Consider the following 25,368-nt stretch of genomic DNA (forward strand, 5'->3'; position numbering starts at 1 on the left):
GCTTGCGTCCGCGACGTCGCCGGCCCGAGCCCTGCTGCTCGCCGGAGTCCTCCCGCGTCTGCCCGGACGTGTCCTGGCCCCCGCCGGAACCGGAGCCGCCGGACGTCTCGTCCGAGGAGTCCTCGGTATGTCCTGTCGTCGCCGCGGCGACCTGGGCCAGCGCCTGACGAGCCTTCTCCTGCTTCTCGCGCTCCTGGGCGCTCGGCTCGCCGGAGGTCTGCTGGTCGGCCCCGGAGGAGGCCTTCCCGCCCTTCTTGCGACGCTTCTTCGGGCCCTTGCCGGAGCGTGCCTCCCCCTGGGAGGTGTAGGAGGGCACATGGCCGACCGGCTCCCCATGGGTGATCAGCCCGCGACCCGCGCAGTGCTCACAGGGCTCCGAGAAGACCTCCAGCAGGCCGGTCCCCATGCGCTTGCGCGTCATCTGGACCAGACCCAGGGACGTCACCTCGGCCACCTGGTGCTTCGTCCGGTCCCGCCCCAGACACTCCACCAGCCGCCGCAGCACCAGGTCCCGATTGGACTCCAGGACCATGTCGATGAAGTCGACGACGATGATGCCCCCGATGTCCCGAAGACGCAGCTGCCGCACCAGCTCCTCGGCGGCCTCCAGATTGTTCCGGGTGACCGTCTCTTCGAGGTTCCCGCCGGAGCCGGTGAACTTGCCGGTGTTGACGTCGACCACAGTCATCGCCTCGGTCCGGTCGAAGACCAGGGAGCCGCCGGAGGGAAGGTTGACCTTGCGGTCCAGCGCCTTGGCCAGCTGCTCGTCGATGCGGTGGTGGGCGAAGATGTCGTCGGCCTTCTGCTCCTCAGGGTCCCAGCGGTGCAGCCGGTCCAGCAGGTGGGGCGCCACGTATGTCACGTAGGCCTCGACGCTGTCCCAGGTCTCCTCACCCTGGATCTCCATGGAGGAGAAGTCCTCGTTGAAGACGTCGCGGACGACCTTGATGGTCAGGTCCGGCTCGCTGTAGAGCAGCTCCGGGGCGAGGACCTTCCGGTCCGCCTTCTGAGCCTGGATGGTCTCCCACAGGGCACGGAGCCGGTTGATGTCATGGGTGAGCTCCTCCTCGGAGGCGCCCTCAGCGGCGGTCCGCACGATGACGCCGGCGTTGTCCGGCATCTGCTCCTTGAGGATCTTCTTCAGACGGGACCGCTCGGTGTCCGGCAGCTTGCGTGAGATGCCCGTCATCGAGCCGCCCGGCACGAACACCAGGTACCGTCCGGGCAGCGAGACCTGGCTGGTCAGCCGTGCCCCCTTGTGGCCGACGGGATCCTTGGTCACCTGGACCAGGACCGAGTCGCCCGACTTCAGCGCGTTCTCGATCTTCCGGGGGGCGCCGTCCAAATTGGCGGCGTCCCAGTCGACCTCACCGGCGTACAGCACCGCATTGCGGCCCCTGCCGATGTCCACGAAGGCCGCCTCCATGGAGGGCAGCACGTTCTGGACCTTGCCCAGGTACACGTTCCCGATGAGGGAGTCCTGCTGGGTGTTCGACACGTAGTGTTCGGCGAGCACTCCGTCCTCGAGGACGCCGATCTGGATCCGGTCGCCCTTCTGCCGGACGATCATCTTCCGGTCCACCGACTCGCGGCGAGCCAGGAACTCCGCTTCGGTGATGACCTGACGCCGACGTCCGGTCTCCCGGGAAGCACGACGACGCTGGCGCTTGGCCTCCAGGCGCGTCGAGCCCTTGAGGCTGGCGACCTTCGTCGGGGCTGAGGACTCCGAGACCTCGCGGGGCGCGCGGACGCGCGTCACCGTGTGCTCCGGGTCGTCACCCTCGCCGCCGGCGACCTCCATGTCCACCGAACCACGGCGACGGCGCCGACGCTTGCGGACCACCTCGCCCTCGGCGTCGCGGGGCTCCTCACCGTTCTCACCATCTCCGGCCCCGCTCTGAGCGGAGGATCCGGAGTCACCGGACGGCGACGCCTCGGAGCTGCCCGACGATTCGGGCGTCTCGGAGTTCTCCGAGGACTGTCGGCTGCGACCCCGACCACCGCGGCGGCGCTTGCGCCGTGACCGCCGCTGTCCGCCGGAGCCGTCGTCATCGGCACCAGATCCGCCCGAGGACTCGCCGACTGAGTCATCGCGGGAGTCTGCCCCGTCGTCCCCTCGGTCGTCCTGGTCCTCCCAAGCGTCCCGGTCCCGAGCGTCGTCATCGGACTCCGCGTCGGCGGCTGCCGCGTCCTCCCGAGAAGGACGGGAACGCCGCGCCTTCTCCACCACGGAGAGGTCGGGGGCCTGGAACAGGACCATGACGGGGTCGGCCGCCGGGGCCTCCTCGGCAGCCTGCGCGTCCTGGTCCGACCCTCGTCCTCCTCCGTCGAGGCATCGGACGCCAGGCCGGCGGCCTCCTGAGCGGGAGCGTCCTCGGCACTCCCGCGGGCCGGCGTGTCGCCGCCGGTGCCGGAGTCCGTGCCGCTGTCCGTGCCGCCGTCCGTGGCGGGCTCGGGCGTGTCGGTGTCCGGCTGGGCTGCGCTCGTGGCCTCTGCCGACTCGGCCGACGCGTCCGCCGGAGGGGGGCTGAACGGGTTGAAGATGTCCGCGCCGACGGTGTCCTGTGTCGACGCCGCGTCGTTCGGCGTGTCTGTGTGCGACATTGTTCTGTTGCTCCATGCCGACGCCGAGGCTGCCACACCCACCCTCGCGCCGGCTGCTTGTACGGTCATTCCTCCGGTCACGCCCTCCCGCTCTCTCACAGCGGGTGCGACCGGGGCACATCCTTGATGTCTGCAAAAACCTGTCTCGCAGCCTCGCGGACCATGCCGGGCGCTGACAGCGTCCTTCGCTGTGCGCTCTTCACGGCCTGTCCGCGAACACTCACTCCGTGCTGCTTCCGCCCGCGTGCAGTGTTGGGGCCCGCGAGGGCTCCTGGGGCGTCGGCGGCGGCATCTTGCGCTGTGTCGTCCATCGTCTCGTCGGATCCGTGCAGACTCGGGGGCGTCCCTCGTCCACGACGGGTGCCGGCGTCGCCTGGCCCATGCATGTGGTGCGGATATGCAGCTGTCGGAGCAGTCAAGCTCGTCCGACCCCCGGGTGTGGTCCGGGCGTCGGTGATTCTCAGTATCGCACACCCGCACTCGGTCCCCCGGCAGGCTGATGCCCTGGGCCGGAGGACTCACGGTTCAGCCTCGGCCCGTACAATGCTGGACATGGCAGTGGAGAAGACCGCGACCGTGGAGGCCCCCGACGGCGGCCGCACCCTTCAGGCGCGCGGCCCGTTCAGCCGTCCTGCGGTGGGCCTGTGGCTGGTGATCACCGGACTCGTCGGGGCGGTGGCGAGCTTCCTGCTCCTCTACGAGCGGATCCAGCTGTGGCAGGACGCCGAGCACTCCACCGCCTGCGACATCAATCCATGGGTCTCCTGCGGGGAGGTCATGAACTCCTGGCAGGCCGCGACCTTCGGCTTCCCGAACATCTTCATCGGCGTGGTGGGCTTCCCCGTGGTGATCGCGATCGGCATCACGCTGTGGGCCGGGCTCCGCCCCCCGCACTGGTACTGGTCCGGGCTCCAGGCCGGTGTCCTCTTCGCCTTCGGCTTCTGCGTCTGGCTGTGGTCGCAGGCCGTCTACGCCATCGGTGCGCTGTGCCCGTACTGCATGATCGTCTGGGCGGCGGTGATCCCTCTGACGGTGGCGGTGACCGCCCGCAACATCCTCGCCGGCGTCATCCCGGCCTCTGAGGCCCTGCGCCGCCTGACCGCCGACTGGTGGTGGGTGGTCATGGTGCTGCTCTATCTGCTGGTGGCCGTGAGCATCGTGCTCGAGCTGCCCCAGGCGCTCAGCCTCTGAGGCCGGACTCCCACGTTCACCGGGCTCCCGCGCTCACCGGACTCCCCGGGCGAGTGCGCCGCGGACTCAGCCGAGGTCCGGCGTCGTCTTCTCCTCCTCGAGGAGCGTCCAATGGCTCCGATAGGCGTCCAGCACCGCCTCTTCCACGGCGTCCACCGTCAGGCCGGGCAGGAGTTCGTCTGCGGATCCTGCCGTCAGAGGATCCCAGGGGATGCCCAGATGCGCGTAGACCTCCCCCAGCACGCGGCGGACCTCCGCACCTCCTTCGACCACGATCACTGAGGAGAACAGCCAGCCGGTGGCGATGACGCGCTGGGCGGTGCCGATGACCTTGACGCGCCGATCCGCCGCCCACGGACCGGAGTCTCCCCGGCCCACCGCGTGCACGGACTCCCGTCCGGCGCAGTACTCCCCCGGGATCTCCCCCAGGCGCGCCTCCAGCCCGCAGGCGGTCAGCGCGGCGGTGAGGAGCTCGCCGAAGGCGGCGAAGCGGTCCTGGGACTCCACGATCGGATCGTCGTCGGGTTCGATGTGGTCCACCACGAGGCAGCCCGGATGATAGGCGGCGGCCCGCCCGCCGGCCCGCCGCACGAGAGGCTCGAATCCGAGTCGCCGACACGCCTCGGAGGCGGCGTCGAAGCCCGGCAGCCGCTGGTCCCGCTGGCCGAAGGCCACCGTCGGGCGAGGGCGATAGATCCGCAGCATCGGGGCGGTGCCGCCGGATCGCGTGCGCTGGAGCAGCGAGATCGCCCCGGCCAGGTCGGCCGCAGCACCCTGGGACGCCGCCAGTCGATGCAGCTGCAGCTCTTGGGACGGACGCGTCCGGCGTCGGGAGCTCCTCACAGCGGTCGGACGGTGAGGATCTGTTCGGCGCGGCCGAACGGGCCCTCGACGTCGTGCAGCACCGACGAGGTCAGGCCGACACCGTCGCGCCGAACGTCTGCCGGGTCTGCACGCCCAGCCACTGTCCCACCGGAGTCCGATGCAGGTGGATCTGCAGGTCGACGTTGGGGAACATCCAGGACTCGGGCCCCGGAGGCACCCGCGGCGCCACGCCGTTGGCGGTGTCCACCATCCCGAGCAGGCGCACCAGCGACGACGTCTCCGCGCCGGAGACCATCTCATAGGGGTTGCGCAGCCAGGTGAGGCCGCGACCGGGGCGATGTTCCTCCCCCACACGGATCTCGAGGGAGCGGATGTAGCCGCCGGGCCAGACCTGCATGCCCTCCCAGGGCTCCATCAGATCGGGCCCCGGCACGGCCTCGTCTTCGCTCGCCGCGACCTCGGCGGTGTCCGAGGTCTTCAGTCGCCAGCCTCGCGCCACCACCGCGGTGCGCCCCTGAGCGATCATCTCCGCCTCGACGAGCTCGATGGTGCGCCCCGGACGGATCATCCGGGTGACCACCTCGATCTCGCCCGCGTGGATGATGCCGTGGATGTCCAGGCTCAGGCGTGCCAGCCGCAGATCGTCACGGGGCTGGAAGCTCTCCAGCGCATGCGTGAGGAGCCCCGTGGCGGGAGCCATGTGCTGCTCATGCGGGTTCCACGCCCCCTGGGCATGGATCGTGGAGCGGAACCGGCCCTCGCCAAGAGACTCATAGAAGAAGTCTCCGTCAGCGAGCTCTGTCGTCTCATCCTTCGTCTGCTGCGAGCCCCCGGACTGCACGGTCACGTCAGAAGTCCCAGTCCTCGTCCTCGGTCTCCACGGCCTTGCCGATGACGTAGGAGGAACCGGAGCCGGAGAAGAAGTCGTGATTCTCATCGGCGTTGGGGCTCAGCGCGGAGAGGATCGCCGGGTTCACGTCGGTGACGTCCTTGGGGAACATCGCCTCGTAGCCGAGGTTCATCAGCGCCTTGTTGGCGTTGTAGTGCAGGAACTTCTTCACGTCCTCGCTCAGCCCGACGCCGTCGTAGAGATCGTGGGTGTACTGCACCTCGTTCTCGTAGAGCTCGAACAGCAGATCGAAGGTGTAGTCCTTCAGCTCCTGACGCCGCTCCGGAGTCTCGGCCTCCAGCGCGCGCTGGTACTTGTAGCCGATGTAATAGCCGTGCACCGCCTCATCACGGATGATCAGACGGATGACATCGGCGGTGTTGGTCAGCTTCGCGTGGGCGGACCAGTGCATGGGCAGGTAGAAGCCGGAGTAGAAGAGGAAGGACTCCAGGATCGTGGAGGCCACCCGCTTCTTCAGCCCGTCGTTCCCGTGGTAGTAGTCCATGACGATCTGAGCCTTGCGCTGCAGGTTCGGGTTCTCCCGGGACCAGCGGAAGCGTCGTCGATCTCCTTGGTGGAGCACAGGGTGGAGAAGATCGAGGAGTAGGACTTCGCGTGCACCGACTCCATGAAGGCGATGTTCGTGTACACCGCCTCCTCATGCTGGGTCAGCGCATGCGGGATGAGCGCGACCGCGCCCACCGTGCCCTGGATGGTGTCCAGCAGGGTCAGGCCGGTGAAGACCCGCATGGTCAGGGTCTGCTCCTCCGGGGTGAGCGTCGCCCAGGACTGGACGTCGTTGGACAGGGGCACCTTCTCCGGCAGCCAGAAGTTGTTGACCAGACGGTTCCAGACCTCGCCGTCCTTCTCGTCCGGCATGCGGTTCCAGTTGATGGCCTCGACGTGGTCGAGCAGCGTCGAGGAGGTCGTCGCAGATGCTGATGTGGTCATCTCGGGTGAGGTCTCTCTTCTCGTCCGGGCGGGTCCGTTCGGCCCAGCCCTCGTCTCTCCGTCAGTGTCGATCGGCGCGGTGTCGATCGGCGCGGTGTCGATCGGCGCGGTGTCGGGCGTCCGGGGCGGGCTCCGCGGTGGGCCCGCCGCCGAACCTCACAGCATGCAGGACACGCAGCCCTCGACCTCGGTGCCCTCGAGCGCGAGCTGACGCAGACGGATGTAGTACAGCGTCTTGATGCCCTTCTTCCACGCGTAGATCTGGGCCTTGTTGATGTCGCGGGTGGTGGCGGTGTCCTTGAAGAACAGCGTCAGCGACAGGCCCTGGTCCACGTGCTGCGTGGCGGCCGCATACGTGTCGATGATCTTCTCATATCCGATCTCGTACGCGTCCTGGTAGTACTCCAGGTTGTCGTTGGTCAGGAAGGGCGCCGGGTAGTAGACGCGCCCGATCTTGCCCTCCTTGCGGATCTCGATCTTCGAGGCCACCGGGTGGATCGATGAGGTCGAGTTGTTGATGTAGGAGATCGAGCCCGTCGGCGGCACGGCCTGCAGGTTCTGGTTGTAGATGCCGTGCTCCATCACGGAGGCCTTCAGCTCGCGCCAGTCGGCCTGCGTGGGGATGTGCACGTGGCTGAACAGCTCGCGGACCTTCTCGGTCTGCGGCTCCCAGACCTGCTCGGTGTACTTGTCGAAGAACTCGCCGGAGGCGTACGTCGAGTCCTCGAAGCCGTCGAACACCTCACCCTTCTCCGTGGCCAGCCGGTTGGAGGCACGCAGTGCGTGGAACAGCACCGTGTAGAAGTAGATGTTCGTGAAGTCGAGGCCCTCGTCGGATCCGTAGAAGACCCGCTCCCGGGCGAGATAGCCGTGCAGGTTCATCTGGCCCAGGCCGATGGCGTGCGAGCGGCGGTTGCCGTCCGCGATCGAGGGGACCGAGTCGATGTAGGACATGTCCGAGACCGCGGTCAGCGAACGGATCGCCGTCTCGATGGTCTGCCCGAAGTCCGGGGAGTCCATCGTCTTGGCGATGTTCAGCGAGCCGAGGTTGCAGGAGATGTCCTTGCCCACCGTGGCGTAGCCGAGGTCCGGGTTGTACTCGCTGGGCTCGGAGACCTGCAGGATCTCGGAGCACAGGTTGGACATGGTGATCCGGCCCTTGATCGGGTTGGCCCGGTTCACCGTGTCCTCGAACATGACGTACGGGTACCCGGACTCGAACTGGATCTCCGCCAGGGTGGTGAAGAACTCCCGAGCGTTGATCTTCGTCTTGCGGATCCGCGCGTCGTCGACCATCTCGTAGTACTTCTCGGTCACCGAGATCTCACTGAAGGGCTTGCCGTAGACCCGCTCGACGTCGTACGGGGAGAACAGGTACATGTCCTCGTTGCGCTTGGCGAGCTCGAAGGTGATGTCCGGGACGACGACGCCGAGCGAAAGAGTCTTGATGCGGATCTTCTCGTCCGCGTTCTCCCGCTTGGTGTCCAGGAATCGGTGGATGTCAGGATGGTGCGCGTTGAGGTACACGGCACCGGCTCCCTGGCGGGCGCCCAGCTGATTCGCGTAGGAGAAGGAGTCTTCGAGCAGCTTCATCACCGGGATGACGCCGGAGGACTGGTTCTCGATCTGCTTGATCGGAGCGCCGTGCTCGCGGATGTTGGTCAGCGACAGGGCGACCCCGCCGCCGCGCTTGGACAGCTGCAGCGCCGAATTGATGCCGCGGGCGATCGACTCCATGTTGTCCTCGATGCGCAGCAGGAAGCAGGAGACGAGCTCGCCGCGCTGCTTCTTGCCCGCGTTGAGGAAGGTCGGCGTCGCCGGCTGGAAGCGCCCGGAGACGATCTCCTCCATGATGTCCATCGCCAGCTGCTCGTCGCCGCGTGCCAGATGCAGGGCCACCATGCAGACCCGGTCCTCGAAGCGCTCGAGGTACCGCTTGCCGTCGAAGGTCTTCAGGGCATAGGAGGTGTAGAACTTGAAGGCGCCCAGGAACGTCGGGAAGCGGAACTTTCGGGCATAGGCGGTCTCCCAGAGCCGGTTGATGAACTCCCGGCTGTACTGTTCGAGGGTCTCGACCTCGTAGTAGTCCTTCTCGACGAGGTACTTCAGCTTCTCGTCCAGGTCGTGGAAGAACACGGTGTTGGTGTTCACGTGGTCGAGGAAGTACTGCCGCGCGGCCAACTGATCGGCCTCGAACTGGATCTTCCCGTCCGAGCCGTAGAGGTTCAGCATGGCATTGAGCTCGTGGTAGCTCAGCCCCTGCCACTGCGGCGGCAGCTCCTTGGCGAGCTGCTCTCCGGCGGCACCGGCGTGCGATTCACGGTCCTTCAGCGGCGTGACTGCTGTTTCCAAAACTCTTCCAATCCCTGGTGGACGGTGGACACGTCGTCCTCAGTGCCCATCAGTTCGAACCTGTACAGATGAGGGACACCGCATTTGGCGGCGACGATGTCCCCGGCGATGCAGTAGCTCTCGTGGAAATTCGTGTTGCCTGCGCCGATGACTCCACGCAGGAGTCTCCGGTTGGACTCCACGTTGAGGAACTTGATGACCTGCTTGGGCACCGAGCCCCGTCCGCCGTCCGCCCCATAGGTGGGGAGGACCAGGACGAAGGGCTCCGTGGCCTGCAGAGTCTCCTCTCGGGTGTGGAGCGGGAGTCTGGCGACCTGCTCGGCCGGCAGACCCAGCTTCTCCACGAAACGATGGGTGTTGTTCGAGACCGAGGAGAAATAGATCAGGGATGCCGCCGTCGTCCTGCCGGGGCCGCCGTCCGCAGGGGCGCCCGCGGCGCCGGCGGGGCCGGCCGCATCCACGGCTGCTGCGGTCATGGCTGCTGCTCCTCGATGGTTCTCAGGTGCTGCTCCGCACTGATTCCTGCCGGGTGTCCATGCGCGGGGAGACTCTCTCCACCCCGCTCGCGGTGTCGGAGATCAGGCGACCGAGGTGGCCTCGGCGCGCGCGGCGAGACCGGAGATCTTGTCCGGCCGGAAGCCCGACCAGTGGTCGTCCTCGGTGATGACGACAGGGGCCTGCATGTAGCCCATGGCGCGGACGCGCTCCAGCGCCTCCGGGTCCTGCGAGATGTCGACGGAGGTGTAGGCGACACCGTTCTTGTCCAGGGCGCGGTAGGTGGCGTTGCACTGGACGCATGCGGGCTTGGTGTAGACGGTGACGGACATGGTCCTCCCCTTCTCTCCCGCCCTCTGCGAGGGGCGGGCGTCGTCGTCGGGTGTTCCTGTGGAAGCAATGCCTCAATACTACATCTTGGGTCGGGGCACGGTAGTCACCACTAGATGCTGTACTCACACCAGTGTAGTTCGTCCACCGGCGAGTGCACAGCCCCTGTGGACCGACGGATCCGCGGATTCATGCGGATCCCTGCGTGACGCACCCCGGTGGTCCACAGCTGTGGAGATCGGCCCCTCCACGGGAAGGATGATTTTTCTCACCGCGTGTCGCGGCGTGTCGACCCGCTGGGACGGAAGATATGCCCCGCAGACGCAGAACCGGCCGCAACATCTTGTGCTGCGGCCGGTCCGAGGCAGGGTCGGGCGGGCGGAATCAGGGGCACATGCCTCCGCTCAGCTCCACCGGGCGGTGATCACCTTCCCAGACGCCTGGGCGTCCCCGGCGGCGGCGAACAGCACCGCCGGATCCCCTGGGTCGAGCTCATGGGTGATGACCGACTCGATCTCCGGGCGTCTGGCCAGCATCTCCACGGCGGCGTCGATCTCCTCATGGAACCGAAAGGTGCCCACGTAGCGGACCTCCTTGACGATGAACGGCGCCAGATCCACCGGTCGCGGTTCAGCCGGCACCATGCCCACCTGCACCACGACGCCCGCAGGACGCACTGCTTTCAGCACCGCCGAGATCGACGCCGCGGCACCGGAGCACTCCAGCACCAGGTCGTACGCGCTGGCAGGGAGTTCCTCCCGCGAGACGTCCACCGCGCCGTCGGCGCCCTGGCCGCGCGCCCTTTCCAACGGCTCCGCCAGAACATCGGCCACCGTGACCTCAGCGGCCCCGGCGTCGCGGAGCGCTGCGACCGCCAGCAGACCGATGGGCCCGGCGCCGGCGACCAGCACCCGTGCCCCCTGCACCGCGGCACCCACCGTCCGCGCCTGGGCGAGGGCATGCAGGGCCACTCCGAGCGGCTCCGCGAGCACGGCCCGGCGCACCGGGAGCTCCCGCGGGAGCGGTCGCACCATCTCCCGGTCCACCAGGAGCAGCTCGGTGAGCGCCCCCTGAGTATGAGGCCAGGTCGACGCGCTGCCCAGATACGATCCGTCCGGCCACAGATGGGGCGCCTCGGCGATCCGGGGGTCCCGCGTCCCGAACCGCGCAGGATGCACCGTCACCGGCGTTCCTGGCGCCCAGCCCCCGGACGGGTCGTGCTCCACCTCTCCGGAGAGCTCATGCCCCGGGATCAGCGGTTCCCGCAGCTCGAAGGCGCCGTTGGCCCCCTGCTGGAAGTAGTGCAGGTCGGATCCGCAGACCCCCACGTGGTGGACGGCGATGCGCACCTGGCCCGGGGACGGCGGCGGCACCACGGTCCGACGCACCTGCGCCTGCTCGGCGCCGTCGATGAACAGCGCACGCACCTCACGCGACCCCGCCTCCCCCGTCGTCCAGGGATCCCGTTCGCTGGGCCTGTCCATCAGACCACCGCCGTCATGCCGCCGTCGACGAACAGGTTCTGCCCGGACACGAAGCTCGAGGCCTCAGAGGTCAGGAAGAGCAGCGCACCGGAGAGCTCCTCGAAGGAGCCCCAGCGTCGGGCCGGCGTGCGGGCCACCAGCCAGGAGCTGAACGCCTCGTCCTCCACCAGCGCCCGATTCATCTCCGTGGCGAAGTAGCCCGGCGAGATCGCATTCACCTGGATCCCATGGCGCGCCAGGTCGGCGGCCATGCCCTTGGTCAGCTGTGCCACGGCTCCTTTGGTGGCGGAGTACGGGGCGATCGTCTCCCGCGCCAGCATCGACTGGACCGAGGCGATGTTGACGATCTTGCCCGACCCGCGGGCGACCATCCCGGGCACCACGTGCCGCGAGACGTAGAAGACGCTGTCCAGATTCGAGGCGACCAGCGCGTCCCAGTCCTCCGGATCGAAGGTCTCGAACGGCGCGCGGCGCTGCAGGCCGGCGTTGTTGACCAGGATGTCGGGGACGCCGTGGACCGCGATGAGCTCCTCCAGCCCGGCCCGCACGGCCGCGACGTCGGTCACGTCGAAGCGGACCGACACCGCCTCGCGACCGGATCGACTCGAGGCCTCAGCCCGCACGGCTTCGAGGGCCTCAGCGTCCCGGCCGTGCACCACCACGCGGGCCCCGGCGTCGGCGAGAGTCAGCGCCAAGGCCCGACCCAGCCCTCGGGAGGACCCGGTCACCAGCGCCAGCCGGTCCGCGACGTCGAACAGGGCCGAAGGGCCGGTGGGCACGGTCGACCCCGGGTCATCGCCTGCGGACTCCGCAGGTCGCTGCATGTGCTGATCAGTCATGATCCCCCTTCTCAGACGGCACTGGCGGCCAGGTAGACGATGCCCACGAGCAGGAAGCCGAGGACGGACTGCAGCGCCTGCTGCACGGTCCAGGTCTTCAGGGTGGTCTTCACGTCCATGCCCATCAGGCGACCGACCAGCCAGAAGCCCGAGTCGTTGACGTGTCCTGCGAAGACGGAGCCTGCGGCCGTGGCGAGCACGATGCAGGCGACCTGAAGCGCATTGAAGTCGCCGGCGAGCACGGCCGGGGCGGCGAGGCCGGCCGCCGTCACCAGGGCGACGGTGGCCGATCCCTGGGCCAGACGCAGCGCCACCGCGATGAGATAGGCGGCGACGATGACGGGCAGCCCGATGCCGCTGAGCGAGTCCGCCAGAGCATCCCCGATGCCCGAAGCTCGGAGCACCCCGCCGAACATGCCGCCGGCACCGGTGATCAGGATGACGGAGCAGACCGGGCCGAGGGCCGAGTCCAGCAGCTTCTCCAGTGCCGAGCCCTGCTCACCGCGGCGATGGCCCAGCACGACGGTGGCGACGATCACGGTGATCAGCAGGGCCATGGCCGAGGTGCCGAGGAACGTCAGCGTCTGGACCCACAGGTCCTCGTCGCTGACCACGCCGACCGAGGCCAGGCTGCTCAGGCCGGTGTTGAGGAAGATCAGGAACATCGGCAGCAGCAGCAGGCCGATGACGGTCGCGACCCGCGGCGGGTTGTGCGGCTGGTCGTCGTCGACGTCGCCGAAGAGGCTCGGGACGGGCACCATGATGCGCTCCCCCACCAGACGGCCCCACACGGCTCCTGCCAGGTACCACAGCGGATACGCGATGATGAGCCCCACCAGCAGGACGAGTCCGAGGTTCGCCTCGTAGAACTCGGTGGCCGAGACAGGGCCGGGATGCGGCGGCAGGAAGACGTGCATCACGGAGAAGGCGGCGGCGGTGGGGATGCCGAAGAGCAGGACCGACCTGTTGCCGGAGACCCGTCGGGCGACGGCGAAGACGATCGGCAGCATCATCACCAGGCCGGCGTCGAAGAACATCGGGAATCCCAGGATCAGGGAGGCGATTCCCAGCGCGAGCGGCGCCCTGCTCTCCCCGAATGTGGTCACCATCCGATCCGCCAGGGCCTTCGCCCCTCCGGAGTGCTCCACCAGCCGACCCAGCATGGCTCCCAGCGCCACGAGGATCGCCACCGACGCGAGGGTCGAGCCGAAGCCGTCCATGAGCGTCTCCGAGATGGCGGCCATCGGCACGCCGGCGACGATCGCGGTCAAGGCCGAGACGACCACGAGGGTGATGAAGGCGTGGACCTTGAAGCGGATGATGAGCAGCAGGATGAGCGCGACGGCGCCGACGGCGATGGCCAGCAGCGGACCGGTGCCCAGGGTCTGCGTCCAGTTGTCCATGTGTATCTCCATTGATCTGCGGGACGACGCAGCGGGGAGGACCGTGTCCTGCCTCACACGCCGTGAACAGAGCCGAGCCTGCCATATAGATCACACGTTTCGCAACCACTGGTCATACCTATGCGTGTCAGCCGTCACGGCCCCATCGTGGTGTCCTAGTGTGGTGGTGATCCGCCCCTCCCACCAGCATCCCCCACCAGCATCCGCAGCAGGACCTCACCCCCAGAAGGCAGGCCCCGTGGCATCACACGACTCCGTCCTCGACCACCTCGGACGCCGCATCGCCGGCGGCGAGCTCGCCCCGGGCACCGTGCTGACTCTCGCAGGGCTCGAGTCCGAGTACGGGGTGTCGCGGACGGTGATCCGCGAGGCGGTCCGGGTGCTGGAGGCCAAGGGCATGGTGGCCTCCAAACGCCGCATCGGGGTCACCGTCGCGCCGATGAGCAGCTGGAGCGTCCTGGACCCCGATCTCATCCGCTGGAGGCTGCGCAGCGCGGCGCGGGCGCAGCAGATCGTCGCGCTGACCGAGATGCGCCTGGCCGTGGAGCCGGCCGCCGCACGGTTGGCCGCACTGCGCGCCACCGGAGGACCAGCGCGCCGAGGATCGGCAGCGCGCCGCCGAGCTCGACCGGCTCGGAGCCGCCGGCCGGGGCGACAGCCCCGAATATCTCGCCGCCGACATCGCCTTCCACGACTGCCTGCTGGACGCCTGCGGCAATCTCATGCTCACCGCCATCAAGGAGCCCATCGCCGAGGTCCTGACCGGCCGTCAGGACGCCGGCCTGACCCCTGCCCATCCCGTCCACGAGGCGCTGCACAACCACGTCGAGGCCGCCGGAGCCATCGTGCGCGGCGATCCGGACGCTGCGGAACATCACGTGCGCGCCTACGTCGAGACCATCCTCGCCGAGGTGCGGGTCCTGCCCTGAGCCTCTGCCGCCGGTCGGTCACCTGTGAGACCTGCCGCTCAGACCACGCGGTGGCGGCAGTCCCGGCCCTGCAGGACGTCCAGCAGATTGCCCACGGCGGCCTGCGCCATCCGGTGCACGGCCTCAGCAGTGTGGGCCCCGGTGTGCGGAGTGGCCACGACCCGGGGATGACCGATCAGCGGAGAGCTCCGCGGCGGCTCGGTCTCATAGGCATCGACTGCCACCCCATGGAGCCGCCCCTCCTCCAGCGCCGCATGCGCGGCCTGCTCGTCCAGGAGTCCTCCCCGGGCCGTGTTGACCACGATGGCGCCGTCCGGCAGCAGGTCCAGGCGGCGTGCGTCGACCAGATGGCGGGTCCTCGGTGTCAGCGGCACATGCAGGCTGAGCACATCGGCCCGCCGGCACACCTCGTCGACGGAGCCGGGGACGATCCCAAGCTCACGGATGCGGTCATCGTCCAGGGCGGGGTCGCAGCCATGGACCTCCATGCCCAGTCCGGCGCCGGCACGAGCCACCTGCCGCCCGATCTCACCGAGTCCGATGACGCCCAGCCGACGCCGCCGAGCTCAACACCGTCGGCCCGGGGCCAGTCCCCCGCGGCGACGGCGGCGTCGAGACGCGGGATGCGGCGTGCCACCGCGAACATCAGGCCGACCGTCAGCTCGGCCACCGACTGGGAGTTGGCCCCCGGGGCATCGTCACGACGACGCCGGCCGCCCGCGCCGCCTCCAGGTCCACCCGGTCGGTGCCCACGCCGTAGCGGGAGATCACCGTCAGACGGGGGGCCGCTGCGATGACACGAGCTGTGTAGTCGTCCAGCCCGGCCACGACCCCATCGACATCGGCGATCAGGGCGATGAGCTCAGCTTCGCTCAGCGGCCGCCCGTGGGGGTTGAGCACGACGTCGGCCCCTGCCTCTCGGATCCGGCGCAGCGCCGGGTCCTCCGGCGTGCGGCTCAAGGACGTCGGGGTGACCAGGACCTTCATGCGGCACCTCCCGAGGCGTCTTCAGCCGGGCTGGTGCGGGCGTAGCCCTCCAGGTACCTGGCGAACTCAGCGGCGTATCGACGCGTCCGGGCCATATCAGGGGTGATCGTGCTCCTGCGGGCCTCTGTGAGTGCAGGCTGCGCGCTCTCCACGCCGGCCGCGCGCAGTCCCATCTTCACCGCGCCCACCGTGGAGCTGTGCTGCAGCGCCGAGATCTCCATCTCCACGCCGAAGACATCGGCGGTCAGCTGGGTCCAGAACGGCGAGGAGAGCACGCCGCCGGAGAGGATGATCCGCTCCGGCTCGCCGTTGAGCGCCGTCAGCTCCCGGTAGCAGTGGAGCAGAGAGAACGTCACGCCATGCAGGACGGACTGATACATGTCTGCGCGACTGTGCCGGGGATGCAGCTCGAGGAAGCCCCCGCGCCGTTGGTCCTGCCAACCGGGGCAGCGTTCACCGAACAGGAACGGCATGAACAGCGGCAGATCCCTCTCCCGGGCGCTGAGCATCGGCTCCAGCTGGTCGAAGGTCATCGCGCCGCCGAAGAGCTGGCCTTTGGCCCAGTCCACGCAGTTGGTGCATCCGGAGGCGGCTGCGCCGGAGAGCCAGCCGGTGGGCGAGCGATAGGCCCAGGTGCTCATCCGCGGTGACAGCGAGGGGCCGCCGACGGCGAACCGCAGGGCTCCCGAGGTCCCCATGGAGAAGGTCATCCGCCCAGGCTCGGTGGCATCCTCCCCCACCTGGTTGAGGCCCCCGTCCGGGGCAGGCACGACCACCGGGGTCCCGGCCGCCACACCGAGCATGCTCGCCGCCTGAGCGGTCAGCGGCGCGGTGTCGACACCGTCATGGAGCTCCGGAAGTTCGATGCCGTCGAGGCCGAGTCGACGGATCACCTCGTGGTCCCAGTCATCGGAGGAGGTGCTCAGCAGTCCCGTGCCGGAGGCCTGGGAGTAGGAGGTCCAGCGGCGACCGGTCAGTCGGGCGAAGGTGTAGCTGTTCTGGTCCATGACCACACCGCCGGTCAGGTCCATGCCCTGGCGGGCCAGGAGCATGAGCTTGAAGGCCGGGTAGATCGCATTGACCATGCAGCCGGTCCGCTCATAGAACCATCGCGTGAACTCCTGGTCCGCACGGAGGTCGGCACAGAGATCCTGGGCTCCCGTGTAGGGCCATTCCTGCACGCCGGTGATGGGGCTCAGGTCCGGCTCGCGGACGGTCAGGCCGTGCCAGGTTCCGGACAGCGCCACCATGTCCACCGAGCGCCCGGCGGCCGCTTCGGCACCGAGCTGGACCAGCTGGACGAAGATCCCTTCCGCCTCCCGGACGGCCGCATCCTCTCCCCCGATGACGAATCGGCGAGTCCGGACCGTCACCTCCTGGGTCTCGGTGTCGAAGAGCATGGTCTTCGCCGAGGTCGTGCTCGCTTCGAGGGCAAGGATGAGCATCCCGTCTCGCCTCCTGGGTCGACGCTGAAGGTGGAGGCGAGCCGCCCGAGGCGGCACCGCCTGCCGCCAATGATATGATCATTTCACTCGAAAAGTGAACCGGGCCACTCTGACGCCCGATGGAAAGGTCGACGATGACCGACGCGCTCGCCACCATCGCCCACCACGGCGTGGTCCCCGTGGTCACGCTCCACGACGCCGACCACGCGCCATCTCTGGGCCGCGCGCTGATCGCCGGCGGGCTTCCCGTCGCCGAGGTGACCTTTCGCTCGGCGGCCGCTGAGTCCTCGGTGGCCGCGCTCACCCGAACGCCTGATCTGCTGGTCGGGGCCGGCACGATCGTCACTGCGGAGCAGGTGGACCGGGCCGCGACGGTCGGAGCGCAGTTCATCGTCTCCCCGGGACTGTCCCGTGCCGTGGTGGACCGCGCCGCCGCCCACGGACTGCCCGTCATCCCCGGAGCCGTCACCGCCACGGAGGTGCAGTCTGCCCTCGAGATGGGCCTGACCACGGTCAAGTTCTTCCCCGCCGCCACCTCCGGCGGCCCCGAGGCCATCAGCGCACTCAGCGCCCCGTTCCCGCAGGTGCGATTCATGCCCACCGGAGGGGTGACGACCCGGAGCCTCCCTGACTACCTGGGACTGCCGTCCGTTCTCGCCGTCGGCGGCTCCTGGATGGTTCCGAGCGACCTGCTGACCCGCCAGGACGAGGCAGCTCTGACCGGGACGATCCGGCACAGCGTGGAGCACGTCGCGCACGTACGTCGGGACACACGACGGCGGGGCTGACCTCCTCGAAGAGATCAGCCCCGCCGTCGTGATGGTCAGGCCGCGCCCGGGTGCGCCTCAGGCCGTGTCCTCATCCACCCAGTCGAAGGACCGCTCGACGGCCTTCTTCCACAGCCTCAGGGACCGCTCGCGCTCGGCGGCGTCCATGGTCGGGCTCCAGCGCTTGTCCTCCGCCCAGTTCGCGGTGACCTCCTCGGTGCCCTTCCAGAAGCCCACCGCGAGCCCCGCCGCATAGGCGGCGCCGAGCGCCGTGGTCTCGATGACCTGCGGGCGCACCACGTCGACGCCGAGGATGTCCGCCTGGAACTGCATCAGCGTCTCGTTGACGACCATGCCGCCGTCGACCTTCAGCTCGGTGAGCGGGCGACCGGCGTCCTCGTCCATGGACTCCACCACCTCCGCGCTCTGGTAGGCGACCGACTCCAGGGCGGCCCGGCACAGGTGGTTCTGGTTGACGTACCGCGTCAGACCCACGATCACTCCGCGGGCATCCGACTTCCAGTAGGGGGCGAACAGCCCGGAGAAGGCCGGGACGATATAGGCCCCGCCGTTGTCCTCGACCTTCTTGGCCTTCTCCTCCGACTCCGGAGCGCTGCGGATGATGCCCAGGTTGTCGCGCAGCCACTGGACCAGGGATCCGGTCACGGCCACGGCGCCCTCGAGGGCATAGATGGTGTTCTGCTCTCCGATCTTGTACGCCACCGTGGTCAGCAGGCCGTTCTCGGAGCGGACGACCTCCTCCCCGGTGTTCATCAGCATGAAGTTTCCGGTGCCGTAGGTGTTCTTGCCCATGCCCGGCTCGAAGCATGCCTGACCGAAAGTGGCAGCCTGCTGGTCACCCAGGATCCCGGAGATCGGGGTGTCGATGAGCAGACCCTGCTTGTGGCCATGGCCGTAGACCTCGGAGGAGGAGCGGATCTCCGGAAGCATGGAGGTCGGGACCTCCATGTCCGCGCAGATCTCCTCGTTCCAGTCCAAGGTGTCGATGTTCATCAGCATCGTGCGCGAGGCGTTGGTGACGTCAGTGATGTGCACTCCGCCGTTGGGGCCGCCGGTCATGTTCCACACCAGCCAGGAGTCCATGGTGCCGAACATCAGGTCGCCGGCCTCGGCACGCTCCCGAGCCCCCTCGACATTGTCGAGGATCCAGCGGATCTTGGGGCCGGCGAAGTAGGTGGCCAGCGGAAGGCCCACTCGCTCCTTGTAGCGCTCTGGACCGGCGTCGCCTGCGAGCTCGTCGCAGATCGCCTGGGTGCGGGTGTCCTGCCAGACGATGGCATTGTGGACCGGCTCGCCGGTGTGGCGGTCCCAGACGGCGGTGGTCTCCCGCTGATTCGTGATGCCGACGGCGGCGAGGCTGTGCCGGTTGATGTTGGCGTCGGCCAGAGCCAGGCCGACGACCTCGCGGGTGTTGCGCCAGATCTCCTGCGGGTCGTGCTCGACCCAGCCGGCGCGGGGCAGGATCTGCTCGTGCTCCTTCTGCCCGCTGCCGACGATCTGTCCGCCGTGGTCGAAGACGACGGCTCGCGTGGAGGTGGTGCCTTGGTCGATCGAGAGGACGTAGTCGTTCATGGGTCTGGTTCCTTCCCAGGGGAATGTGCCGCGCTGTGCGGCTGCTGGTCGGACTGCTGGTCGTGATGTCTTCAGTCTGCCTGGAGACTGGGCGGCGCGTCAGCCCCCTCGTGCGGAGCTCAGCTGAGCAGCGGCAGGACCTGGACGGTGGTTCCGGCGAGGATCGCGCCCAGGATCGGGCCGACGATGGGCACCCAGGAGTAGGCCCAGTCGCTCGACCCCTTGTTGCCGATGGGCAGCAGCGCGTGGGCGATGCGGGGACCGAGGTCACGGGCGGGGTTGATCGCATAGCCGGTGGGACCACCGATCGAGGCACCGATGCCGACGACGACCAGCGCCACGGCCAGCGGGCCGAGCTCCGAGGGGGTCTCGCCGAACATCAGCACCAGCAGGACCAGCACATAGGTCCCGATGGCCTCGGTGACCACGTTCCAGCCGTAGGCCCGCTTCTCCGGTCCGGTCGAGAAGACGCCGAGGATCTTGCCTGCGTCGGTCTCGGCGTCGAAGTGCTTCTTGTAGGCCAGCCAGGCCAGGACCGCGCCGATGAAGGCACCGATCAGCTGGGCCGCGAAGTAGGCGAACATATGCGGCACGGTGGCCGCGATGCCCGGGGCGAACTCCTCAGCCCCGGAGGTCATCAGGCCGACGGTCACCGCCGGATTGATGTGGGCTCCGGACCCGTAGGCCACATAGACACCGGCGAAGACGCCGAGGCCCCAGCCGAAGTTGATGAGCAGCCAGCCGCCGCCCAGCCCCTTGGTCCCGGCCAGGATCGCGTTGGCGACCACGCCGGCACCCATGAGGATGAGCATCGCGGTGCCCATGATCTCAAACAGGAAGATCGTTTCCATTGGTCCCTCTCCTATTGCCATTCATCATTGAACGAGGTGCGGATGATGATACCTGTGAGCGGACGAACATTTCGCCGTTTGGCTGTGCTGCATCTCACAGTTCATTCAGGGTGGACCTCTGCCCGTCCGATCAGGGACGGGCGAGACACCCGGACGTCGCCGCCGACTCCTGCCAGGCGGCGACGTCAGATCAGGGTCACCGAGCGAGGTAGTCCGGCGTGGCCTCCGCCACCAGCGCGGCCGCCTCGGCGTCGCTGGTGGTGCGTTCAGCGGCCAGGTGCGCCTCGACCACCCGTGTGAAGGCCTGCTTCTCACGCGCGACAGCGGCCTCGTCCCAGCCCAGGGCCGGTGCGACGATCTCGATCACGGCGTCCATGGCGCCCAGCCCGCGGTCCGGGACCTCGTGGAAGACCCGGGTGCGCCGCTCGAGGAGGTCCTCCAGGTGGAGGGCGCCCTCGGCACGGGCGGCATAGAGGAACTCCACCCGGAGGTGCCCCCCGGTGCCGGGCGCCTCCTCGCCGAGAGCAGGGTCTTCTTCGACCAGGGCCAGCAGCTCCGGAAGCAGCGAGCCGTATCGGTTGAGCAGCCGGTCCACTGTCTCGTCCGACCAGCCGTGGGTCTGACCGATCTCCGGCGCCCGGGCCTCCCACTCGCTGTATCCCTGCCCGCCGAGCAGCGGCATGGCATGGGTCAGACTCTCGCGGTGGACCTGCCGGTCCCCGAGGGCGAAGGTGATGACGTCCTCCGCCATGACCCGGTAGGTCGTCAGCTTGCCTCCCGCCACGGCGGAGAGCCCGGGGGCCAGACGCATGACGGTGTGCTCGCGGGAGACCTTGGAGCTCTTCGACTCGTCGGTCTCCACCGGCTGCAGCAGCGGACGCAGGCCGGCCCACGTGCCGATGACGTCGTCATGGCTGAGGTCGGACTCCAGCACCGCATTGGCGTGCTCGAGCACGTAGTCGATGTCCTCCGCGGTGGGCGCAGGGGTGTCGATGTCCTCATGCCACGCGGTGTCGGTGGTGCCGATGGACCAGTAGCGCCCCATGGGGATGATGAACAGGACGGACTTCTCGGTCTGGGTGATGACGCCGACATGGTCGTCCGCGGAGATCCGGTCCTTCGGCACAGTGATGTGGATGCCCTTGGAGGCCAGCACCTTCAGTCCCGACGGGACCTCGGCGGCCTCCTGCTGCCGACCCGTCCAGACGCCGGCGGCCAGCACCGTCTCCCGCGCATGGATCTCGAGGCGCTCACCGGTCTCGCGGTCTCGCACGGCCACTCCCTGGACGGGAGCATCCTCGGCGGCGGCGGCCTCGGCGTCTGCGGTGTCGGCCGCACCCGCACGCAGGTACTCGGTGACCTCCGTACGGCTCGCCACCAGGGCGCCGAGACTGTGGGCGCTGCGAGCCAGCGTCATGACCAGTCGCGCGTCGTCGACCTGGGCGTCGTAGTACTCCAGGGCGCCGATGAACTTGTCATGGTCCAGGCCCGGGAAGCGCTGCCGCAGCCGCGCGCGGGAGAGATGCCGATGGAACGGCACCGGGCGCTTCTCCCCGGGACGCATGGACATCGCGTCATAGAGGGAGACCCCGGAGCCGATGAACGCTCGGTCCAGCACGCGCTTCTCGAACGGGAAGACGAACGGCAGGGCCCGCACCAGATGCGGCGCGGTGTGCTTCAGCAGCAGGTCGCGCTCCCGGAGAGCCTCAGAGACCAGCTTGAAGTCGAGCATCTGCAGATAGCGCAGCCCGCCATGGACGAGCTTCGAGGAGCGGGACGAGGTGCCCTGGGCGAGGTCCTGCGACTCCACCAGGCCGACGCGGAGTCCGCGCGTGGCGGCGTCGAAGGCTGCGGCGGCGCCGACGACTCCACCGCCGACGACGAGGACGTCCAAGGGGTCCTCGGGACTGGTCCCCGCCATCGCCTCGAGGGCCTCGCGGCGGGTCTCTGTGCTGAGCGGCTCTGCTCTCACCGGCGATCTCCTTGTCACATGGACGGTGATGTGTGGTCCATCTCATCGGGTCCAGCGCATCTTCTCAAGCATTCTGCACAAACGTGCACCATTGGGGCATACTGCACACCATGAAGGCCTCATACCGCGAGAAGGCGGAGTACCACGCTGCACGGATGTACTACGGCGAGCATCGGACCATGCAGTCCGTCGCGGCGGAGCTCGGCGTCTCCCGCTCCACCGTGTCCCGGCTCCTGCAGCAGGCGCGTCGTCAGGGCATCGTCAGGATCTCGCTGCATCCCCCGGTGGACCGCACCAGCGCCCTGGAGCACCGGATCGGTGAGCTCTACGGGGTGCGCGCCCATGTGGCCGTCTCCGAACGCGGGGACGACCCCGCACGCCGCAGCGACAGCGTCTCGGTGCTGGCCGCCGGGCTCATCGACCGGCTCGTCACCCCGGGAGCTGTGGTGGGCGTGGCCTGGGGCCAGACGATGACCTCGGTGGTGGCGCGGCTGAACCGGCGCGAGGTCCCTGACCTGCATGTGGTGCAGCTCAACGGCGCGGTGAACTCGGAGCCGGAAGGCATCGGTGCTCCGCTCGGGACCGGAATCGGCGTGGTGGAGCGGTTCGCCGCGGCCTACGGCGCCCGGGCCCACGTGTTCGCCGTGCCGGCGTTCTTCGACTACGAGGAGACGAAGAAGGCGCTGTGGCGGGAACGCTCGACCCGCCGCATCCTGGACATGCACCGCCGCGCCTCCCTCGCGGTCTTCGGGGTCGGGACCTTCGCGGAGGGCCAGGCCTCCCAGGTCTACTCCGGCGGATACCTCAGCCGAGACGACCTGAACGCGCTCAGCGCCGAGCAGGTGGTGGGTGACGTGTGCACCGTGTTCCTCCGGGCCGACGGCAGCTGGGAGGACATCGCACTGAACAGCAGGGGCTCCGGACCGGTGCCCACGGAGCTCGTGGAGGTGCCGCGGCGCGTGTGCGTGGTCAACGGTCCCCACAAGGTGCCCGCGCTGCGCGGGGCCCTGGCCGCGGGTCTGGTCACCGATCTGGTGCTGGACCAGATCTCCGCGGACCGCCTGGCGTACGGCCAGCACCGGGACCAGGCGGTGGCAGAGGGCTGAGGCGTCCCGCGACGTAGGCCGGCGGCCTGAGCATCGGCCTGAGCAGCGAGGTGAGCAGCGAGGTGAGCATCGGCATGAGCAGCACCACGCGCGGTCCGCGGAGAACAGCTCCCAGGTCTCGATTCGGCCACATGCGTCGAGGAACTTCACAGGTTCCGCTCCTAGGGTCGACAATCGAAGGGGTCGAGCTGCACCGACTCGACACCCCGGCTCGTATCGACGCGCCGGGACGGAATACGAAGGAGTGACCATGTCCACTGGCCAGTCCACTGAGGCCGACAGCCGTCTCCTGTCTGCCGATGGGCCCAGCCCTTCCCCCGTGAGCAGCACTCTCCCTCCCCCGGCCGCTCTCGCCCGGCCGGCCCGACGCGCGCCGACGACGCGGAGGACCAGCCGCCGCGCCAGGCAGGCCGCACCCGTGGCGCCGCGATCGCCCGCACCGACGCCGTCGCCGACGACGACACCTACCAGCAGCTGCTGCGGCAGCTGCACACCAACGCCGGCAAGAACGGCACCACCGGGGCAGTGCCGCGCATGGTCGACATCCGCCGCCAGCTCACCGAGTTCCAGCTGCACTACAAGTTCGGCATGGACGAGGTGCTGACCAAGATCAACGTGCTGCGCGAGGAGTTCGAGCACACCCGGGACTATTCCCCCATCGAGCACGTCAACTTCCGGCTGAAGTCACTGGACCGGATCCTGGACAAGGTCCAGCGCTACGGCTGCGAGCCCACCCTGGAGGGCATCCGCGGCTCCATCCGCGACATCGCCGGGATCCGGATCACCACCTCCTTCGTCTCCGACGCCTATTGGGTCGCCGAGATGCTGTGCAGCCAGCCGGACCTGCGCGTGGTGGAGGTCAAGGACTACATCCGCAGCCCCAAGCCGAACGGGTATCAGAGCCTGCACGTGATCGTGCAGGTTCCGGTGTTCCTCTCCAACCGGACCGAGTTCGTCTACGTGGAGGTGCAGATCCGCACGGTGGCGATGGACTTCTGGGCCTCCCTGGAGCACAAGATCTACTACACCTACTCCGGTGAGGTCCCTGACGACATCCACGACCAGCTGCGCGACGCTGCCGAGAAGGCCGCCGCGCTGGACCGCCAGATGGCGGACATCCGGGATCGCGTCACCGCCCTGAAGGAACAGGCGCCGAGCTCCGGGCAGGGCGCGACCGGTCCGACGCCGGCCGCCGCCGACCGCCCTCGCACCGGACCGTGGTTCCCCGACGAGGACGTGCCCGAGAGCGAGTTCCCCGGAGAACAGGCCTCCAGCGCCGCGTGGAAGTGGGAGGACATCGCACAGCAGGCCTCCTCGCAGCAGAACTGAGCCGCGCACAGAGCGGCAACCGGCCGGCGTCCAGGCACCCAGGGGGTCCGTCGTCTGCGAGCCGGTCCGGCGTCCGGATCAGCCTGCGTCCCCCACAGCTGGGCGAAGTGCTGGATGGGCCCGTGCCCGTGCCCGACGTTGAGGCGCTGCGTGTCGCGCAGCGCCTCAGTCATCCACAGCTTGACCTGGGGCACGGCCTCATCCCAGCTGAGACCTCGCGCCCGCAGCGCCGCCAGTGCGGAGGACACCGAGCAGCCGGTGCCGTGGGTGCTGGTGGTGCGCACCCGTTCGGAGACGTGCCGGCCCTCGTCCGGGCGAGCGCCGTCGTCGTCGGCCGGATGCACCAGGATGTCCTCGACCTCGTCGTCGTCGAAGTGTCCACCCTTGGCCAGGACCACCACGCCGTGGGCGTCGGCGACGCTCCGCGCCTGCCGGACCAGCGTCGCTGCATCGGCGGCCGGCTCCTGCCCGGCCAGCAGAGCCAGCTCGGGGATGTTCGGGGTGATGAGGTCCGCACGGTGCAGGAACTCGATGAGCGCCTGCTCGGCATCCGCCTGGAGGAGCCGATCCCCCGAGGTGGCGACCATCACCGGGTCCACCACCAGCCACGGCCGGTCCGGCAGGCCGTCCCACCACTGGGCGACGGTCTCGATGACCTCCACGGTGCCGAGCATGCCGACCTTGACCGCATCGAGAGCGACATCGTCACTGACAGCGTCCAGCTGCGCACGAAGGAACGTCACCGGCGGCAGGTGGATGTCACGGACACCTTCGGTGTTCTGCGCCACCAGTGCGGTGACCACCGCCATGCCGTAGGCTCCGTGGGCGGCGAAGCTCTTCAGGTCCGCCTGGATGCCGGCCCCGCCGGTGGGGTCCGTCCCGGCGATGGACAGCACGTTGGGGATCTCCCGGACGCCTGACGGGGAGCGGCGCGGTGCAGAGGCGGGTGAGGTCATCGGGCATCCCTTCGCGAGCATGATCAGGTGCAGGTTCAACGGGTGTGGTCTCAGCCAGGTCCCCTGCGGG

At 68.7% G+C, this 25,368-nt stretch carries 18 protein-coding genes and 5 pseudogenes; 6 read left to right on the plus strand and 17 right to left on the minus strand.

Going from position 1 to position 25,368, the window contains the following annotated elements; translation table 11 throughout:
- Nucleotides 1-2,230: Rne/Rng family ribonuclease (locus BCY76_RS05020; protein ID WP_442935349.1), on the minus strand; the 2,230-nt coding region annotated here is incomplete at its 3' end.
- A 926-nt stretch (nt 2,231-3,156) separates the two neighbouring features.
- Between BCY76_RS05020 and BCY76_RS17975 the strand changes: the two genes are divergently transcribed.
- Complete coding sequence (locus BCY76_RS17975; RefSeq protein ID WP_170922594.1) at nt 3,157-3,795, plus strand: vitamin K epoxide reductase family protein; 639 nt, start codon at nt 3,157-3,159, stop codon at nt 3,793-3,795.
- Nucleotides 3,796-3,861: 66 nt separating this feature from the next.
- Here BCY76_RS17975 and BCY76_RS05030 read toward each other — a convergent pair whose 3' ends face one another.
- The 9 genes and pseudogenes from BCY76_RS05030 to BCY76_RS05070 form a co-directional block, all read right to left on the minus strand.
- Nucleotides 3,862-4,638, minus strand: a complete 777-nt coding sequence (locus tag BCY76_RS05030; RefSeq protein WP_442935346.1) for a lipoate--protein ligase family protein — start codon at nt 4,636-4,638, stop codon at nt 3,862-3,864.
- Nucleotides 4,635-5,461: pseudogene (locus BCY76_RS05035) on the minus strand (thioesterase family protein). Before BCY76_RS05035 ends, BCY76_RS05030 begins: the two are co-directional and overlap by 4 nt.
- Nucleotides 5,462-5,468: 7 nt before the next feature.
- Nucleotides 5,469-6,460, minus strand: a pseudogene (gene nrdF / locus BCY76_RS05040) (class 1b ribonucleoside-diphosphate reductase subunit beta).
- 156 nt (nt 6,461-6,616) lie between these two features.
- Nucleotides 6,617-8,737: a class 1b ribonucleoside-diphosphate reductase subunit alpha gene (gene nrdE, locus BCY76_RS05045; protein ID WP_442935350.1), complete on the minus strand. Its 2,121-nt coding sequence runs from the start codon at nt 8,735-8,737 to the stop codon at nt 6,617-6,619.
- A 50-nt stretch (nt 8,738-8,787) separates the two neighbouring features.
- Entirely contained in the window at nt 8,788-9,288 is a 501-nt protein-coding gene (gene nrdI / locus BCY76_RS05050) for a class Ib ribonucleoside-diphosphate reductase assembly flavoprotein NrdI (RefSeq protein WP_070162621.1), read from the minus strand.
- A 102-nt stretch (nt 9,289-9,390) separates the two neighbouring features.
- A complete protein-coding gene (nrdH, locus tag BCY76_RS05055) occupies nt 9,391-9,639 on the minus strand; it encodes a glutaredoxin-like protein NrdH (RefSeq protein ID WP_070162619.1) in 249 nt (82 codons plus the stop codon).
- A 402-nt stretch (nt 9,640-10,041) separates the two neighbouring features.
- Complete coding sequence (locus BCY76_RS05060) at nt 10,042-11,121, minus strand: zinc-binding dehydrogenase (protein WP_085437269.1); 1,080 nt, start codon at nt 11,119-11,121, stop codon at nt 10,042-10,044.
- The gene (locus BCY76_RS05065; protein ID WP_070162615.1) at nt 11,121-11,945 is read right to left on the minus strand and encodes a glucose 1-dehydrogenase; all 825 of its coding nucleotides are present in this window, start codon (nt 11,943-11,945) and stop codon (nt 11,121-11,123) included. Before BCY76_RS05065 ends, BCY76_RS05060 begins: the two co-directional genes overlap by 1 nt.
- 26 nt (nt 11,946-11,971) lie before the next feature.
- The gene (locus BCY76_RS05070) at nt 11,972-13,363 is read right to left on the minus strand and encodes a GntP family permease (RefSeq protein WP_070162613.1); all 1,392 of its coding nucleotides are present in this window, start codon (nt 13,361-13,363) and stop codon (nt 11,972-11,974) included.
- Between BCY76_RS05070 and BCY76_RS18935 the strand changes: the two are divergent.
- Nucleotides 13,362-13,736 (plus strand): annotated as a pseudogene (locus tag BCY76_RS18935) (GntR family transcriptional regulator); the annotation flags it as partial. The gene BCY76_RS05070 and the pseudogene BCY76_RS18935 overlap by 2 nt on opposite strands.
- Before the next feature lie 298 nt (nt 13,737-14,034).
- A pseudogene (locus BCY76_RS18940) lies at nt 14,035-14,292 on the plus strand (FCD domain-containing protein); the annotation flags it as partial.
- Between the two features lie 38 nt (nt 14,293-14,330).
- Here the strand turns inward: BCY76_RS18940 and BCY76_RS05080 are convergent.
- From BCY76_RS05080 to BCY76_RS05090, 3 genes are all read right to left on the minus strand, one after another.
- Complete coding sequence (locus BCY76_RS05080) at nt 14,331-14,843, minus strand: NAD(P)-dependent oxidoreductase (RefSeq protein WP_085437271.1); 513 nt, start codon at nt 14,841-14,843, stop codon at nt 14,331-14,333.
- A gap of 106 nt (nt 14,844-14,949) precedes the next feature.
- Nucleotides 14,950-15,279: a hypothetical protein gene (locus BCY76_RS05085; protein ID WP_085437273.1), complete on the minus strand. Its 330-nt coding sequence runs from the start codon at nt 15,277-15,279 to the stop codon at nt 14,950-14,952.
- Entirely contained in the window at nt 15,276-16,724 is a 1,449-nt protein-coding gene (locus BCY76_RS05090) for a gluconokinase (protein ID WP_085437275.1), read from the minus strand. Before BCY76_RS05090 ends, BCY76_RS05085 begins: the two co-directional genes overlap by 4 nt.
- A 134-nt stretch (nt 16,725-16,858) precedes the next feature.
- Between BCY76_RS05090 and eda the strand changes: the two genes are divergently transcribed.
- Nucleotides 16,859-17,512 carry a bifunctional 4-hydroxy-2-oxoglutarate aldolase/2-dehydro-3-deoxy-phosphogluconate aldolase gene (gene eda, locus BCY76_RS05095; RefSeq protein WP_070160946.1) on the plus strand — a complete coding sequence of 218 codons (654 nt, stop codon included), beginning with the start codon at nt 16,859-16,861 and terminating at the stop codon, nt 17,510-17,512.
- Between the two features lie 57 nt (nt 17,513-17,569).
- Here eda and glpK read toward each other — a convergent pair whose 3' ends face one another.
- The 3 genes from glpK to BCY76_RS05110 form a co-directional block, all read right to left on the minus strand.
- Nucleotides 17,570-19,084, minus strand: a complete 1,515-nt coding sequence (glpK, locus tag BCY76_RS05100) for a glycerol kinase GlpK (RefSeq protein WP_070160944.1) — start codon at nt 19,082-19,084, stop codon at nt 17,570-17,572.
- Between the two features lie 119 nt (nt 19,085-19,203).
- Entirely contained in the window at nt 19,204-19,935 is a 732-nt protein-coding gene (locus tag BCY76_RS05105) for an MIP/aquaporin family protein (RefSeq protein ID WP_070160942.1), read from the minus strand.
- A 196-nt stretch (nt 19,936-20,131) separates the two neighbouring features.
- A complete protein-coding gene (locus tag BCY76_RS05110; RefSeq protein ID WP_070160954.1) occupies nt 20,132-21,856 on the minus strand; it encodes a glycerol-3-phosphate dehydrogenase/oxidase in 1,725 nt (574 codons plus the stop codon).
- A gap of 161 nt (nt 21,857-22,017) precedes the next feature.
- Between BCY76_RS05110 and BCY76_RS05115 the strand changes: the two genes are divergently transcribed.
- Both BCY76_RS05115 and BCY76_RS05120 read left to right on the plus strand, forming a co-directional pair.
- The gene (locus tag BCY76_RS05115) at nt 22,018-23,013 is read left to right on the plus strand and encodes a sugar-binding transcriptional regulator (protein ID WP_085437277.1); all 996 of its coding nucleotides are present in this window, start codon (nt 22,018-22,020) and stop codon (nt 23,011-23,013) included.
- Between the two features lie 534 nt (nt 23,014-23,547).
- The gene (locus tag BCY76_RS05120; RefSeq protein ID WP_070160936.1) at nt 23,548-24,342 is read left to right on the plus strand and encodes a GTP pyrophosphokinase; all 795 of its coding nucleotides are present in this window, start codon (nt 23,548-23,550) and stop codon (nt 24,340-24,342) included.
- A 164-nt stretch (nt 24,343-24,506) separates the two neighbouring features.
- Here BCY76_RS05120 and thiD read toward each other — a convergent pair.
- A pseudogene (thiD, locus tag BCY76_RS18945) lies at nt 24,507-25,319 on the minus strand (bifunctional hydroxymethylpyrimidine kinase/phosphomethylpyrimidine kinase); the annotation flags it as partial.
- Between the last annotated feature and the right edge of the window lie 49 nt (nt 25,320-25,368).

The organism is Nesterenkonia sp. PF2B19, from assembly GCF_001758425.2.
In the GTDB taxonomy this organism is placed as follows: Bacteria; Actinomycetota; Actinomycetes; order Actinomycetales; family Micrococcaceae; genus Nesterenkonia; species Nesterenkonia aethiopica.